The sequence below is a fragment of the Sphingobium sp. WR1 genome (assembly GCF_059693745.1).
Window position 1 is genome coordinate 86,815 of record NZ_JCATID010000013.1, and the last position, 13,505, is coordinate 100,319.

Consider the following 13,505-nt stretch of genomic DNA (forward strand, 5'->3'; position numbering starts at 1 on the left):
GCATGAGGCAGCACCCGGTGGTGGCCGTCCTGTTGGCGACGACCATGATCGCGGGCCTGCCGGCGGTTCCCGCCATGGCGCAGGACGCCGCTGTCCCGGCGCCTGCGACCGCGCCGGCCGCCGCCGCGCCCGCACAGGGCACGATCAGCGCCGTCACCGTCACCGGCACGCAGCGGCTGGAGCCTGACACCGTCCTGTCCTACACCAAGCTGCGCGTCGGCCAGCCCTACAGCCAGGAGAGCCTCGACCAGGCGCTGCGCGACCTGTATGAGACGGAACTGTTCGCCGACGTCCAGATCCGCAACGACAATGGCGCGCTGACGGTGGAGGTGAAGGAAAACCCCGTCATCAACCGCATCGTCCTTGAAGGTAATAAGCGCCTCAAGGAAGACAAGATACGTCCCGAAATAAAACTGGCGCCGCGCCAGATTTATACGCGCTCCAAGGTGCGCGCCGACGTCGCCCGCATCGTCGAACTCTATCGCCGTCAGGGCCGCTTCGCCGCGACGATCGAGCCGAAGATGGTCCAGCTGGACCAGAATCGCGTCGACATCGTGTTCGAAATCTCGGAAGGGCCGAAATCCAAGGTCCGGCAGATCAACATCATCGGCAATGAGAAGTTCAAGGACGGCGAACTGCGCAGCCAGATGGTGACGAAACAGTCGCGCTGGTTCCGCATCTTCTCCTCGGGCACCAGCTACGATCCCGATCGCCTGGCCTATGACCAGCAGAAGCTGCGCCAATTCTACCTGACCGAAGGCTATGCCGACTTCCGCGTCATTTCGGCGGTGGCGGAACTGACGCCCGACAAGCAGGACTTCATCATCACCTATGTCGTCGAGGAAGGCGACCGCTACAAGTTCGGCGACGTGAAGGTCGAATCGGACATTCGCGACCTGTCGGGCGACAGCCTGACCAAGCGCCTGCCGATGAAGAAGGGCGACTGGTACAATGCCAAGCAGGTCGAGGACACGGTCGACACGCTGAGCGAGACGGCGGGCCTGTTCGGCTATGCCTTCGCCGACGTGTCGCCGGACTTCAACCGCGACAAGGATTCGCTGACGATGGGGATTAATTTCCGCATCGCCAACGCACCGCGCGTCTATGTCGAGCGGGTCGACATCAACGGCAACACGCTGACCCAGGACAAGGTCGTCCGCCGCGAATTCCGTCTGGCCGAAGGCGACGCCTTCAACAGCTTCCTGGTGAAGCGTTCGAAGGACCGGATCAATTCGCTCGGCTTCTTCCAGGAAAAGCTGGATATCGAGCAGAAGCCGGGATCCGCGCCCGACCGTATCGTGCTGGAAACCAACGTGCAGGAAAAATCGACCGGCGAATTGTCGCTGTCGGCCGGTTTCTCGTCGCTGGAACGCTTCATTGTCGCTGCGTCGATCACCCAGCGCAACTTCCGCGGCAAGGGGCAGGAACTGCGTACCTCGGTCAATTATTCGGCCTATAGCAAGTCAGTGGAAGTGGGCTTCACCGAGCCTTATTTCATGGACAAGAATATCGCGCTGGGCGGCGACATCTATCGCCGCGACCTCAACAGCTTCCGCTATCTGACCAATAATGATCGCGACACGACCTATGAAAATACGTCGACCGGCTTTCAGTTGCGCGCGGGCGTGCCGATAACCGAATATATGTCGCTGGCGCTCCGCTATCAGCTGAACTTCGACAATACGACGCTGGACCGGGACAGCTATTATTCCGACACCGACGGCGACGGCGACATCGAGTGCGACCCGCTGCTGGCCGGCCGCTATCTCTGCGACGCGATCGGCAAGCGCACAACTTCGTCCGTCGGTTATTCGCTGATCTACGACACGCGCGACAACCGCATCCGCGCGACGCGCGGGCGCAATATCACGCTGAGCCAGGACTTCGCCGGGCTGGGCGGCAGCGTCAAATATGTGAAGACGCGTCTGGCCGCGTCCCAATATGTTCCGCTGGGCGGCGGCTTCATCTTCTCGCTCTCGGGCGAAGCCGGCTATATCCACAGCCTGGAAGGCGAACGCCGCGACGCCACCGGCGAGCTGGTCGAGAAGGTCCGCCTGGTCGACCGCTTCTTCCTGGGCGAACCGCAGTTCCGCGGCTTCGACATTCGCGGCGTCGGCCCGCGCGTGAAGCGCTATTATCTGACCGCCGAAACCAATGAGGACGGCACGGCCACTGGCAATTACATCCGCAACAACAGCAACAACAATGTTTCGGACGACGCGCTGGGCGGCAAGATCTACTATCTGGCCCGCGCGGAAGTTGAAATTCCGCTGGGTTCGGGCGCGCGCGAAATGGGCCTGCGCCCCTCGATCTTCATGGACGCCGGCGCGGTCGCGGGCCTGCGCAATCCGGAGACGATCCAGTTTGCCGGCTATTGTGCGCCAGCGTCCGGTTCGGGGGCGACGGTGCGTGCAGACGGCACCCCGCGCAATCCGACCTGCCCGGTGAACTACAACTTCTCCGGCGGCAATTTCGAGGAAGAATATCTCGGCGACACGCTCAAGCCGCGTCTGTCGGTGGGCTTTGGCGTCAACTGGAACTCGCCCTTCGGCCCGTTCCGCATCGACATCGCCAAGGCCCTGCTCAAGGAACCAGGGGACGACAACAAGCTCATCACCTTCAATGTGGGGACTCAGTTCTAATGAAAACGATCGTTAAAGCCGCCGCGCTCATCCTGGCGCCCGTGACCACCCTGGCCCTGACCGCCGTTCCGGCCGCCGCCCAGTCGAAGACCGGCATCGCCGTCGCCGACCTGCAGCGCGCCGTTGGCACCAGCGCCGCCTACACCACCGCGCGCACGCAGATGCAGACCACCTACAAGCCGCAGATCGATGCGTTCAATGCTCGCAAGACCGCGATCGACACCGATCTCAAGACCAAGGGCGATTCGCTTCAGGCCGCGCTCAAGGCCGCCGGCAACAAGCCGACCCCGGCGATCGAGACCCAGTATCAGCAGTTCCAGCAGTCTCAGCAGACCGCGCAGGCCGAACTGCAGCGGCTGGGCCAGCCGATCGCGCTCGCCAACGCCTATGTCGAGGAGCAGATCACCGCGAAGCTCTCCGACGCGCTCAAGGCGGCGATGACCAAGGCGAAGGTCGACCTGGTGCTCTCGCCGGAAGCCACCGTCTCCTATCAGCCGACCGTCGACATCACACAGTCCGTCGTGACCGAACTCAATGCGCTGGTGCCCAGCGTCGGCATCACTCCGCCCGCCGGCTGGCAGCCGGGCGGTCGTCAGGGCCAGGCCGCCGCCGCCGCCGCCGCTCCGGCTCCGGCCACCCCGGCGCAGGCGCCCAAGTCGCGTTGATATAAATGACCGGAGAGGTTGAATCGACCGCGCGTGGCCCGATGGATATCCGTCGGGTCATGGCCGCGCTGCCGCACCGTTACCCGATGCTGCTGATCGACCGCGTGGTCGCGCTGGCGCCCGGCCAGTCGATCCATGCGATCAAGGCGGTATCGGTGAACGAGCCCTTTTTCCAGGGCCATTTCCCCACAAGGCCGATCATGCCCGGCGTGCTGATCGTCGAGGCGATGGCGCAGGCGGCGGGCGTGCTGGCCGTGGAATCGATGAACCTGGCCGACACCGGCAAGCTCGTCTATTTCATGAGCATCGACGGCGCGAAATTCCGTTCGCCCGTTGAGCCGGGCTGTCTGCTCGACCTGCATGTCGAAGTGACCCAGAATCGCGGCGCGATCTGCAAGTTCGCCGGCAAGGCGCTGATCGAGGGCAAGCTGGTATCGGAAGCCAATTTCGTCGCGATGATTTCCGATCCGCCTAAGGATTGATCGAAGCCAGACTTAATTATGGGATAATTCTTGCTTTGGCGCGCCGAAAACGCTAACGGCGCGCCTTCGCATTTTTACGCATCCGGCCGGTCGGAAACCGGCCACATAAGGAGCATGTCGCCATGAAGGCCAATACTCATCCCGATTACCATCTGATCACCGTCCAGATGACCGACGGCACCACCTTCCAGACCCGCTCGACCTGGGGCAAGGAAGGCGACACGCTGGCGCTCGACATCGATCCCAAGTCGCACCCGGCCTGGACCGGCGGCAACCGTCAGCTGGACACCGGCGGCCAGGTGGCGCGCTTCAACAAGCGTTTTGGCGGCCTGACGCTGAAGAAGTGATCGCATCCTGCGGGGTAGGAATGGAAAGGGCGCCGCAGGGCGCCCTTTTTGTTTGCCGGCCGGCGGTCCGGGGCGCGTTAATCACAATGCTGACGGCCCGGCCTCTTTTGCGACGTTCTTAGTCAACGGTTCATGTGCATCATGCTACAGAGGCATGGATCAACAAATCGGGGCCAACAAGCCGGGGGACGAAGATGAAGAAGTCGTTGTTATTGGCCACGCCGCTGATCCTGCTGACGCTGCCGGGCTGCGTGCGGACCGTCGCCAGCGTCGTGACCGCGCCGGTGCGCGCCGGGTCGCAGGTGGTGGACTGGTCGACCACAAGCCAGGAAGAGGCGGATCGAAATTACGGCCGCAAGATGCGCAAACAGGAAGCGCGCGACGGCAAGGCCGCAAAGCAGGCGGAAAAGGAACGGCGCAAGCAGTGCCGTGAGGCGGGCTATGATAATTGCGATCGATAGGCTGTCCTGATCGCTTCTCGACGCGCTCGAAGCGAACGAAGTATTTGACATCTACCGTTGGTTTCGCGCCCCTTTGAGATTGGGGGCGGCCGCTCGGCATAGGCCATGGCGAGCAACGGCCGCCGCGCGAAATTCAGGCGGCCGCGCGCTTCAACCTGTCGTTGATCGCAGCGCCGATGCCATCCGCCGGAATCGGCGCCACCGCGATCCGCGCCGCCGCGCTGGCATCGGCGATATGCAGGGCGGCGAACAGGTTCGCACCCGCTTCGCGCAGATCCGCCTCGGCGCTGAGGTTGATGTGACAGGGCATCAGGCCGAAGCCGATCAGATATTCGTCCGCTTCGGCCCGCAGCGCATCGAGCCGCACCGGCTTGGATGGCGCATAATGGCTTTCGAGCTGGCCGGGCGCCTCGACCTTCACGTCGCTCTTGCCGATTCGCACGGGCAGGCCGGTCGCCTCCTCCAGCATCGCGGCCGTCACCGGGCCGGGACGGAGCAGGCGGATGCGGTCGGTTTCCGGCGCGGCGATGGTGGATTCCAGGCCCTCGCTGGTCGGCCCTTCGTCCAATATCATCCGCACCTTGCCGTTCAGGCTGGCGAACACATGCTCCGCGCGGGTCGGGCTGATCGACCCGCTGCGATTGGCGGACGGGGCGGCGAGGGGACGGCCGCTTTCCCGGATCAGCGACCGCATCGCCGGATGGGCGGACAGGCGCAGCGCGACCGTGGGCAGGCCGGCCGTCACCAGTGGCGACAGGCCGCTGTCGGCGCGCACGGGCAGAACGAGGGTCAGCGGGCCGGGCCAGAAATGCTCGGCCAGCCTCTCCGCCACGAGGGAAAAGTCCGCCAACCCGCGCGCCATGGCCAGGTCGGCGATATGGACGATCAGCGGATTGAAGCTGGGCCGCCCCTTGGCGGTGTAGATCGCGGCCACCGCATGGCTGTCGGTCGCGTCGGCGGCAAGGCCGTAGACCGTTTCGGTTGGGACGGCGACAGGCTCGCCGGCTCGGATGAGCAAGGCCGCTTCGCGCAGAGCTTCCGCGCCATAACGGCAGGATCGGGTGGAATAGGCTGGATTGGCGATGATCACGGCCCCTGCGATATAGTCCCCGGCTATGCCGAGTAAAAGGCCATTGCGACAGGAGAATGACATAATGAAATGAAGGAGTCAGCCTTGCCGCTGCGTGGATCGCTGAGTAAGCCCGCGCCATGACCGACGCACTTCTGACCCGTATCGCCGAGGCGCTGGAACGGCTTGCGCCGCCACCGCCTCCGTCCGCCGATCTGGCCGCCGCGCCGGCCTATGTGTGGGATGGCCATGCGATCCACGCGGTGGAGGCCTTCGCGCCGGTGGCGTTCGACCTGTTGAGCGGGATCGATGCGCAGAAGGGGGCGCTGCTGGAAAATACCCGCCGCCATGCCGCCGGCCATGCCGCGCATGACGTGCTGCTGTGGGGCGCGCGCGGGACGGGCAAGTCGGCGGTGGTCGCCGCCGTCGTCGATAAATTGCAGGCGGAAGGACAGGATGTCGCCCTGCTGCAATGTGCGATCGATGAACTGGCGAGCCTGCCGGCGCTGTTCTCGTTGCTGCGCCACACGACTCGGCCGTTCATACTGTTCCTCGACGATCTGGGTTTCGACGAAAATGGCGTGGGCGATGCGCGCGCGCTGCGGTCGTTGTTACAGGGCGGCACGGCGGCGCGGCCGGCCAATGTCCGCCTCTATGTGACGTCGAATCGCCGCCATATCGTGCCGCGCCATCTGTCGGAGCAGGACGACCCCGTCAATCCGCGCGACGTGATCGACGACAAGATGGCGCTGTCCGACCGTTTCGGCCTGAGCTTGGGTTTCCATGCGATCGACCAGGACGCCTATGTCGCGATCGTCGGCGGTTACGCAGGCAAGCTGGGCCTGCGCTTCGATCCGCTTGAAGCCATCCAGTGGGCGACCCAGCGCGGTAGCCGATCGGGCCGCGTCGCCTGGCAATATGTGGTCGAACTGGCCGGGCGGAACGGGATGACGGTCTGAGTTGGCGATTATTTCGCCTTCGTCACCCGCCACACCACGCCGCCGACATCGTCGCTGACGAGCAGGGCGCCCTTGGCGTCCGCGGTCACGTCGACCGGGCGACCCTGGGCTGCGCCATTTTTGTCGAGGAAGCCGGTCAGCACGTCGACCGGCTTCGCCTTACCGGCTTCCCCGTCAACGAAGCCGACATAAACGACCTTGTAGCCGGCGGCCGGCTTGCGGTTCCAGCTGCCGTGCAGGCCGATGAAGGCACCGTTGGTATAGGGCGCCCCCAGTTGCACCTTGTCGGCGAAGGTCAGGCCGAGCGGCGCGACATGGTTGCCCAGCGCATAGTCGGGACGCTTGGTATATTCGCGGATTTCCGGCCGCTGCGGCTGAACCCGGCGATCCTCATAGCCGCCCCAATAGTTCCACGGCCAGCCGTAGAAAGCGCCGAATTCGATGCGGGTCAGATAGTCGGGGACCAAGTCGCCGCCGAGCATGTCGCGTTCGTTGACCACGCCCCACAATGCGCCGCTTTTGGGTTCGAAGGCGAGGCCCACCGGATTGCGCAGGCCCGATGCGAAGATGCGCTTATATCCGGTCTTCGGATTTACCTCCAATACCAGGGCGCGGCCCTTTTCGACCTCCAGCCCATTGTCGCCGATATTGCTGTTGGACCCGACGCCGACATAGAGCAGGCCATTGGGCGCGGCGACCAGGCTCTTGGTCCAGTGCTGGTTGGGCGCCTGCGCGGGCAGGTCGATGATCTTGCGCCCCTTGGCGCTGATCCTGGTGTCGCCTTCCTTGTAGGGGAAGGCCATCAGCGCGTCGGTATTGGCGACGTAGAGCGTGCCATCGATCAGCGCCATGCCATAGGGTGAGTTGAGGCCGGTCAGGAAAGCCGTCTTGGTTTCGGCATGACCGTCGCCATCCGCGTCGCGCAGCAGGGTGATGCGGTTGGCCGAGGGCACGCCGGCGCCCGCCTTGTTCATCAGATAGTTCATCACGCGCTGGACGATGCTGTCCTTGGCACGCGGCGGGCTATTGGTTTCGGCGACGAGGATGTCGCCATTGGGCAGGCGGAGCAGCGAACGGGGATGCGCCAGTCCATCGGCGAAGCGCGCCACGTCAAGACCCTTGGCCGCCACGGGCCGGGCGTCGCCCTTCCACGGCTTCACCTCGGCGATATTGATCGTGGGCAGCATCTCACTGCGGGGGCTGGTGAAGACCGGCTCGCGGCCTGTGTCCGCGCCCACGGGGAGCCGGGCGGTGTCGCCCTGCGCCAGATAGAGGAAGGCGCCGCCGGCCAAGGCCAGGGCGACGATCGGCAGGACGATGACGTGCTTGTTCATGCGCCCACATCTATGCGGCGGCGCAGCGGCGGGCAAGGCGGATGGCGCGATGTCGGCCGCTTATTTGCCGCGTTCGCGCAGATAGAGGAGCAGCGCGATCACTATGCCGAGCGCAAGGCCGGCGAGCAGGCCGATGCTGGGCTGCCCCATCATGCCGCCGCCGATCGCGCCGGCCAGAATCAGCAACGCGATGATCGCGCCCGCACCGGTGGGATTATGCTTGCCCTTGCTCATGCGCCAGTCCTTGCCATGGCCGGGACCGCAAGGCCAGTGGCTTTGGCAAATGCCTCATTTCAGGACGGAATGTCCGATATCAACGCATCTGTCCTGAAATGGAATTTGCCTAACCAGACATTCACCTTGATCCCCGGCCTGGAAAGCCAAAGGCGGAAACTGGCACGCGGATTGAAGCGCATACTTCGTCCGAACAGGTCGCCAAAAAATAAGTCGGGGGTTATGATGCAGATGCCATATCTTGCGAACCGCAAGAGCTATGAGGATGCGGCCGAATTGATCAGCCTGTTCGGCGACCATGCAGGCTATGAGGCGGCGGCGCGCGCCGATCGCAGCCTGGACCTGGGCAATCATGTCCATTTCTGCCACTGGCGACAGATTGAACGGCTGATCGTGCTGCTTGCCTACGACCAGCCGCTGGGAACGATTCACTGAGCCTTAGAGGCGCAGTCCCGCAGTTTCCGGCAGGCCGGCCAGGATGTTGAGATTCTGGACGGCGGCGCCGGCCGCGCCCTTGCCCAGATTATCGAGCGCGGCGACCAGGCGGGCCTGACCGCTCTCCTGATTGCCGAAGACGAACAGGGCGAGCCGGTCGGTCGCGCCGACATGCTCCAGTTGCACCTGTCCCATCGCGGCGCTGTCCTCCAGCGCGGCGACGCTGACGATCGGCGATCCGGCATAGGCGGCGGCCAGCGCGGCGTGGATGTCGGCAACCGACGGCGCGCCCGGCATGGCGCGCAGTTGCAGCGGCACCTCGACGATCATGCCGCGATAGGCGTCCGCCACCGCCGGCGCGAACAGCGGCGGATGGGCGAGGCCCGAATAGCGGGTCATTTCCGGCACATGCTTGTGCGCGAGGCTGAGGCCATAGGGGCGGAAGGCGGTCGGTGCGCCGGCTTCGCCTTCATATTCGGCGATCATCGCCTTGCCGCCGCCCGAATAGCCCGACGCGCCCGATACCGTCACCGGCCAGTCGGCGGGCAGCAGCCCGGCCAGCACCAGCGGGCGGACGAGCGCCAGAAAGCCGGTCGGCCAGCAACCCGGATTGGCGACGAAGCGGCTGTTCGCCAGAACCTCGCGATGACCCGGTTCCAGTTCGGGAAAGCCATAGGTCCAGCCATCCGCGACGCGATGGGCGGTGGAGGCGTCGATGACGCGGGTATGATCATTGTCGATCAGCGCCACGGCTTCGCGCGCGGCGTCGTCGGGCAGGCAGAGGATGACGATGTCGGCGGCGTTCAGCGCGTCGCGGCGCGCGCCGGCATCCCGGCGCTTCTCCTCCGGCACGGCGATCAGCGCCAGTTCGGGACGGCCGGCCAGCCGGTCGCCAATCTCTATGCCGGTGGTGCCATGACCGCCGTCGATGAAAATCTTCGTGCTCATGCGCCGATCCTCCGCCGCGCGACGATGGGTTCGATATGGGCATCGGCAAGGCGCGCGACAACATCGGCGAGCGGCTCGCTCACGACCGCCATCCAATGCGCATTGGCGTGCAGCAGCGTCCTGCCGTCGACCATGATGCCGACATGGCCGGGGAAGAAGAGGATGTCGCCGCGCTTCAGGCCCGCCTTGCTGTCGATCGGAGCGCCGATGCCCTCGCATTGCAGGTCGGTGTCGCGCGGGACGGCGATGCCGGCCGCGCCCAGCGCCACCTGCACCAGGCCCGAACAGTCGATACCGCGATGGCCGCGCCCGCCCCAGACATAGGGCTGACCCAGATAGGATTCGGCGACGGCGACCCAGTCCTGCGCGCGCGCGCCGATCGGGGTGGCGTGGCGGACGTGGACGAAGCCTTCGGCGCAGGTGATGAAATCGCCCTGCTGCTCGCCGCAGAAGCGGGCTCCGCGCGGCCAATAGTCGGCGATCGGCGACTTGATGTCGGGCGCGCTGAACAGGGGCGCGGCGCCGGTGACGACGCGGTGGGTCGGTTGCTCCTCCGCGTCCAGCGCGTCGCGCCGGATATAACCGACATAGCCGTCATGGCCGCAAAAGCCCCAGGCCCAGTCGGTCGTCACGTCGAGCGCGTGGAAGGTTTCGCCGCGCAGCAATTCGCTGACGGCTTCCGATGCAGGCGCGGCGGCGGACAGGATCGGCGCGCCGGGCGCGACGCAGGTCAGCGGGACGGCGCGGGCATAATGGGCGGAAAAAAGCGTGCCGGCGAGCGCAAGGTCGGCAAGGTCGCCGCGGGCCGCGTGGATACGGCGGTCAAGCGCGGCCGAGCGGCCGTCCAGCTTGAACCGGGTTCTTTCAGGCGGTCCGTCCCGCGTGATGATGTTCATGCCTTTCATCGCGCGCGGTTCCTGCGATGAAATGGTGAAAGGCGTCAAGGAATTCCGCCCCCTTCGGGGTCCGGGTGATGAAAATATTGCGACGATCGGCCACATCGCGCTCCCGACGGAGATAGCCCAGCGCCGAAAGCTTGTTGAGCGCGCGGGTGATGACCGGCTTGGAGACGTGCAGCGCCTCCGCCAGACCGCGCACCGTATGCGGGCCGTTGCTGATATAGACCGTCATCATCAGGGCCATCTGACGGTTGGTGAGGTCGGGTTTGCCGGAACGGACATAGTCGACCAGCGTGCGCATCCACTGACGTAGCTGTTGCAAGCCCGGTCGGTCGCTTTCGGCAAAGGATTCTGTTGCGATCTGCGCGTTCATGTCGCCTTAACGCGCGATGGCCAATCCGGTTGCGTAACGGATGGCCGCTTTGTTGCAGTCGTTTAACCGTCCTTGCCGTAGCGCTGTTGGAGCAGGCGGAAGACCGCGCGCATACCCAGCGCTTCGCCGCCCTTGGGACGGCCCGGCTTGCCCGATGGCCGCCAGGCGAAGGTGTCGAGATGCAGCCAGGGCGTGCCTTCGGGCACGAAGCGCTTCAGGAACAGGGCGGCGACGATCGCGCCGGCAAAGCCGCCTTCGCCCGCATTGTTGATGTCGGCGATGTCCGACTTCAGCATGTCGGCATAGCCGTCCCAGAGCGGCAGTCGCCAGGTCGGATCGTCGATGTCTGCGCCGGTCGCGGCCATCTCCGCCGCCAGCCCTTCGTCGTTGGTGAAGAGGGCGGGCAGGTCCGGGCCGACCGCCACGCGCGCCGCGCCGGTCAGGGTGGCGAAGTCGATGATGAGTTCGGGCTTCTCCTCGCCCGCGCGGGTCAGCGCGTCGCCCAGCACCAGCCGCCCTTCCGCGTCGGTATTGCCGATTTCCACCGTCAGCCCCTTGCGCGTGCGCAATATGTCGCCGGGGCGAAAGGCGTTGCCCGCGATCGCATTTTCGGCGGCCGCGATCAGCAGGTGCAGCCGCACCGGCAGCCGCGCCGCCATGACCAGCCGCGCAAGGCCCAGCGCATGGGCCGCGCCGCCCATATCCTTCTTCATCAGCCTCATGCCCGACGACGGCTTGATGTCGAGGCCACCGCTGTCGAAGCAGATGCCCTTGCCGACCAGCGCGATGCGCGGGTGGGCGGGAGCGCCCCAGTTCAGTTCGATCAGGCGCGGCGCGAAGCTCTTGTCCGCCGCCTTGCCGACGGCGTGGATCATCGGATAACCCTGTTCCAGCGCGTCGCCGCGCGTCGTGGTGACGGTCGCGCCGAAGGGTTTGGCGACCTTCTCCACCGCCGCTTCCAGATCGGGCGGCCCCATGTCGGCGGCGGGCGTGTTGACGAGGTCGCGCACCAGCGCCACGGCTCTGGCCAGTTGCACGGTCGGATCGATCTGCGCCACGCCGCCGGTCAGCAGCACGCGGGCGCCGGTGGCCCCGTCATCGCCGCGATAGCGGTCGAAGCGATATTGCGCCGTCAGCCAGCCCAAGGCGGCGGCGCCCGGCAGGCCCTCGCTCAATCGATACGTGCCTTCGGGCAGGGTTTCGGCCAGCCGCGCGAGACACCAGGGGCCGAGCGCCGCCTTGCTCGCGACTCCGGCCACCACCGACCAGTCGCCCGCGCTCTTGCCCGGCAGGATCGCCTGGTCGCCAGCCTTGCCCTTGAACCGCTGCGCCGCGACCAGTGCGCGGACCCGGTCCGGCTGGGTCGAAAGCCACGCATCAAACTCTTTTATTTCAATCAGATGGATCGAATGGGCGGGCTGCTGGTTGTCCGCTTTGAGCAGGTCGGAAAAATCGGTCATTGCGCGGATGTAAGGGAAAGCGATCGGCCATGGAAAGCCAAAAATTTCACCGCCCCCGGCGCACGACCGACCCGATCTTCCTTTGCGCTCGCGCGTGGACAAGCCTAGATTTCTTCGAAGAACAGAGAAAGGAGCAGGACATGATTCATGGTGATGACCGCAGCCTTCAGGCTGCGCGGGCGCGGGCCTATGCGCTGGCCGACAGCGGCCGCTACGACAATCTTCATTCGGTGCAGCAGGCGCTGATTTCCGAGGGCTGGTCCAATGCGGGCCGTGCGCTCGACAGCGACTATGCGCGCAAGGCGATCGGCGAACGCTGTCGCGCGGCGCAGGCGCATTGATCCGGCTGTATTGATGCGGAACGGGGGGCTGATCCCGGCTGCGGCGCTGGCGGCGATAGGGGCGCTCGCCGCCTGTTCGCCGTCGCAGGACAAGGAAACGCCGATTGGCAACGCCGCCGTCAATGCGGCGGCGTCCCGCTTTGCCGACCGGATGGCGGGCGCCCCGCCGCCGGCCCCTGCCGGCAAACCGTTCGAGGAGAAGGAAAAGACCGACTTCCTCGAATTTTCCTATGCCTATCCCGCGCAGGCGGCGGCGATCCCCTTCCTGGCCGAAAAATTCGGCAAGGAAGCCGCTTCGTCCAGGACTGATGCGACCAGGATGGCGCAGGAAGACAGCGCCTCTATGAAGAAATCGGGCTTTCCCTTCCGCCCGCACAGCCTGGAAACACGATGGAGCGTGGCGGCCGATACGCCGCGCTTCCTGTCGCTCCGATCACAAACCTATGTCTATACCGGCGGCGCGCATGGCATGACCGGCTATGACGTGCTGCTGTGGGACAAGGCGCGGAAACGGGAAACCAGCGTCAAGGCGCTGATGACCACGCCGGCGGCCTTCGCCGCGGCGATCCACGACCGTTTCTGCGCCGAACTGGACAAGGAGCGGGCGGAAAAGCGCGGCGAGCCGGTGGTGCGCGGCGATGATGACTTCACCAAATGCATCGACCCGATGGAGCAGGTGCTGGTCCCGACGTCCAGGGACGGCAAGCTGGTCGACAGCATGACCGTGGTGATCGGTCCCTATAGCGCCGGTCCCTATGCGGAGGGGAGCTATGAGGTGGTGCTGCCGGTCGACGCCGCGATGCGCAATGCGATCAAGACCGAATATCAGGACGGGTTCGTTCGATGAGATTGACTC

Annotated in this window: 16 protein-coding genes; 9 read left to right on the top strand and 7 right to left on the bottom strand. The window is 65.3% G+C overall.

Annotated elements, in window-relative coordinates; translation table 11 throughout:
• Positions 1 to 2: 2 nt before the first annotated feature.
• From bamA to AC58EF_RS16040, 5 genes are all read left to right on the top strand, one after another.
• Positions 3 to 2,642, top strand: a complete 2,640-nt coding sequence (gene bamA / locus AC58EF_RS16020) for an outer membrane protein assembly factor BamA (RefSeq protein WP_497277368.1) — start codon at positions 3 to 5, stop codon at positions 2,640 to 2,642.
• Positions 2,642 to 3,307, top strand: a complete 666-nt coding sequence (locus tag AC58EF_RS16025; RefSeq protein ID WP_497277369.1) for an OmpH family outer membrane protein — start codon at positions 2,642 to 2,644, stop codon at positions 3,305 to 3,307. Before bamA ends, AC58EF_RS16025 begins: the two co-directional genes overlap by 1 nt.
• Positions 3,308 to 3,312: 5 nt before the next feature.
• On the top strand, positions 3,313 to 3,789 hold the full coding sequence (gene fabZ, locus AC58EF_RS16030) for a 3-hydroxyacyl-ACP dehydratase FabZ (RefSeq protein WP_497277370.1): 477 nt from the start codon (positions 3,313 to 3,315) through the stop codon (positions 3,787 to 3,789).
• Positions 3,790 to 3,911: 122 nt separating this feature from the next.
• Positions 3,912 to 4,136 carry a 50S ribosomal protein L31 gene (rpmE, locus tag AC58EF_RS16035; RefSeq protein ID WP_066861944.1) on the top strand — a complete coding sequence of 75 codons (225 nt, stop codon included), beginning with the start codon at positions 3,912 to 3,914 and terminating at the stop codon, positions 4,134 to 4,136.
• A gap of 194 nt (positions 4,137 to 4,330) precedes the next feature.
• Positions 4,331 to 4,597: a hypothetical protein gene (locus AC58EF_RS16040; RefSeq protein ID WP_497277371.1), complete on the top strand. Its 267-nt coding sequence runs from the start codon at positions 4,331 to 4,333 to the stop codon at positions 4,595 to 4,597.
• A gap of 133 nt (positions 4,598 to 4,730) precedes the next feature.
• On the opposite strand, the gene AC58EF_RS16045 is transcribed toward AC58EF_RS16040, so the two are convergent.
• Entirely contained in the window at positions 4,731 to 5,687 is a 957-nt protein-coding gene (locus AC58EF_RS16045; protein WP_497277372.1) for an L-threonylcarbamoyladenylate synthase, read from the bottom strand.
• 119 nt (positions 5,688 to 5,806) lie between these two features.
• Here AC58EF_RS16045 and AC58EF_RS16050 point away from each other — a divergent pair, with 119 nt between their 5' ends.
• Entirely contained in the window at positions 5,807 to 6,625 is an 819-nt protein-coding gene (locus AC58EF_RS16050) for an ATP-binding protein (protein ID WP_497277373.1), read from the top strand.
• An 8-nt stretch (positions 6,626 to 6,633) separates the two neighbouring features.
• Here AC58EF_RS16050 and AC58EF_RS16055 read toward each other — a convergent pair whose 3' ends face one another.
• Together AC58EF_RS16055 and AC58EF_RS16060 are read right to left on the bottom strand one after the other, a co-directional pair.
• Positions 6,634 to 7,959 (bottom strand): PQQ-dependent sugar dehydrogenase, encoded by a 1,326-nt coding sequence (locus AC58EF_RS16055; protein WP_497277374.1) that lies wholly within the window; start codon positions 7,957 to 7,959, stop codon positions 6,634 to 6,636.
• Between the two features lie 60 nt (positions 7,960 to 8,019).
• A complete protein-coding gene (locus tag AC58EF_RS16060; protein WP_497277375.1) occupies positions 8,020 to 8,193 on the bottom strand; it encodes a hypothetical protein in 174 nt (57 codons plus the stop codon).
• A 231-nt stretch (positions 8,194 to 8,424) separates the two neighbouring features.
• Here AC58EF_RS16060 and AC58EF_RS16065 point away from each other — a divergent pair, with 231 nt between their 5' ends.
• Entirely contained in the window at positions 8,425 to 8,628 is a 204-nt protein-coding gene (locus AC58EF_RS16065) for a hypothetical protein (protein ID WP_497277376.1), read from the top strand.
• Between the two features lie 3 nt (positions 8,629 to 8,631).
• Here AC58EF_RS16065 and argC read toward each other — a convergent pair whose 3' ends face one another.
• The 4 genes from argC to AC58EF_RS16085 form a co-directional block, all read right to left on the bottom strand.
• Positions 8,632 to 9,576, bottom strand: coding sequence for an N-acetyl-gamma-glutamyl-phosphate reductase (gene argC, locus AC58EF_RS16070; protein ID WP_497277377.1), 945 nt, complete (start codon positions 9,574 to 9,576; stop codon positions 8,632 to 8,634).
• The gene (locus tag AC58EF_RS16075; RefSeq protein ID WP_497277378.1) at positions 9,573 to 10,481 is read right to left on the bottom strand and encodes a C40 family peptidase; all 909 of its coding nucleotides are present in this window, start codon (positions 10,479 to 10,481) and stop codon (positions 9,573 to 9,575) included. The genes argC and AC58EF_RS16075 overlap by 4 nt, the downstream gene beginning before the upstream one ends.
• Positions 10,441 to 10,848 carry a MarR family transcriptional regulator gene (locus AC58EF_RS16080; RefSeq protein WP_497277379.1) on the bottom strand — a complete coding sequence of 136 codons (408 nt, stop codon included), beginning with the start codon at positions 10,846 to 10,848 and terminating at the stop codon, positions 10,441 to 10,443. Before AC58EF_RS16080 ends, AC58EF_RS16075 begins: the two co-directional genes overlap by 41 nt.
• A 62-nt stretch (positions 10,849 to 10,910) precedes the next feature.
• The gene (locus tag AC58EF_RS16085) at positions 10,911 to 12,308 is read right to left on the bottom strand and encodes a leucyl aminopeptidase family protein (protein ID WP_497277380.1); all 1,398 of its coding nucleotides are present in this window, start codon (positions 12,306 to 12,308) and stop codon (positions 10,911 to 10,913) included.
• Positions 12,309 to 12,448: 140 nt separating this feature from the next.
• On the opposite strand from AC58EF_RS16085, the gene AC58EF_RS16090 reads away from it, so the two are divergent.
• Positions 12,449 to 12,649, top strand: a complete 201-nt coding sequence (locus AC58EF_RS16090; RefSeq protein ID WP_497277381.1) for a hypothetical protein — start codon at positions 12,449 to 12,451, stop codon at positions 12,647 to 12,649.
• Between the two features lie 13 nt (positions 12,650 to 12,662).
• Positions 12,663 to 13,496, top strand: a complete 834-nt coding sequence (locus AC58EF_RS16095; RefSeq protein WP_497277382.1) for a DUF4163 domain-containing protein — start codon at positions 12,663 to 12,665, stop codon at positions 13,494 to 13,496.
• Positions 13,497 to 13,505 lie beyond the last annotated feature (9 nt).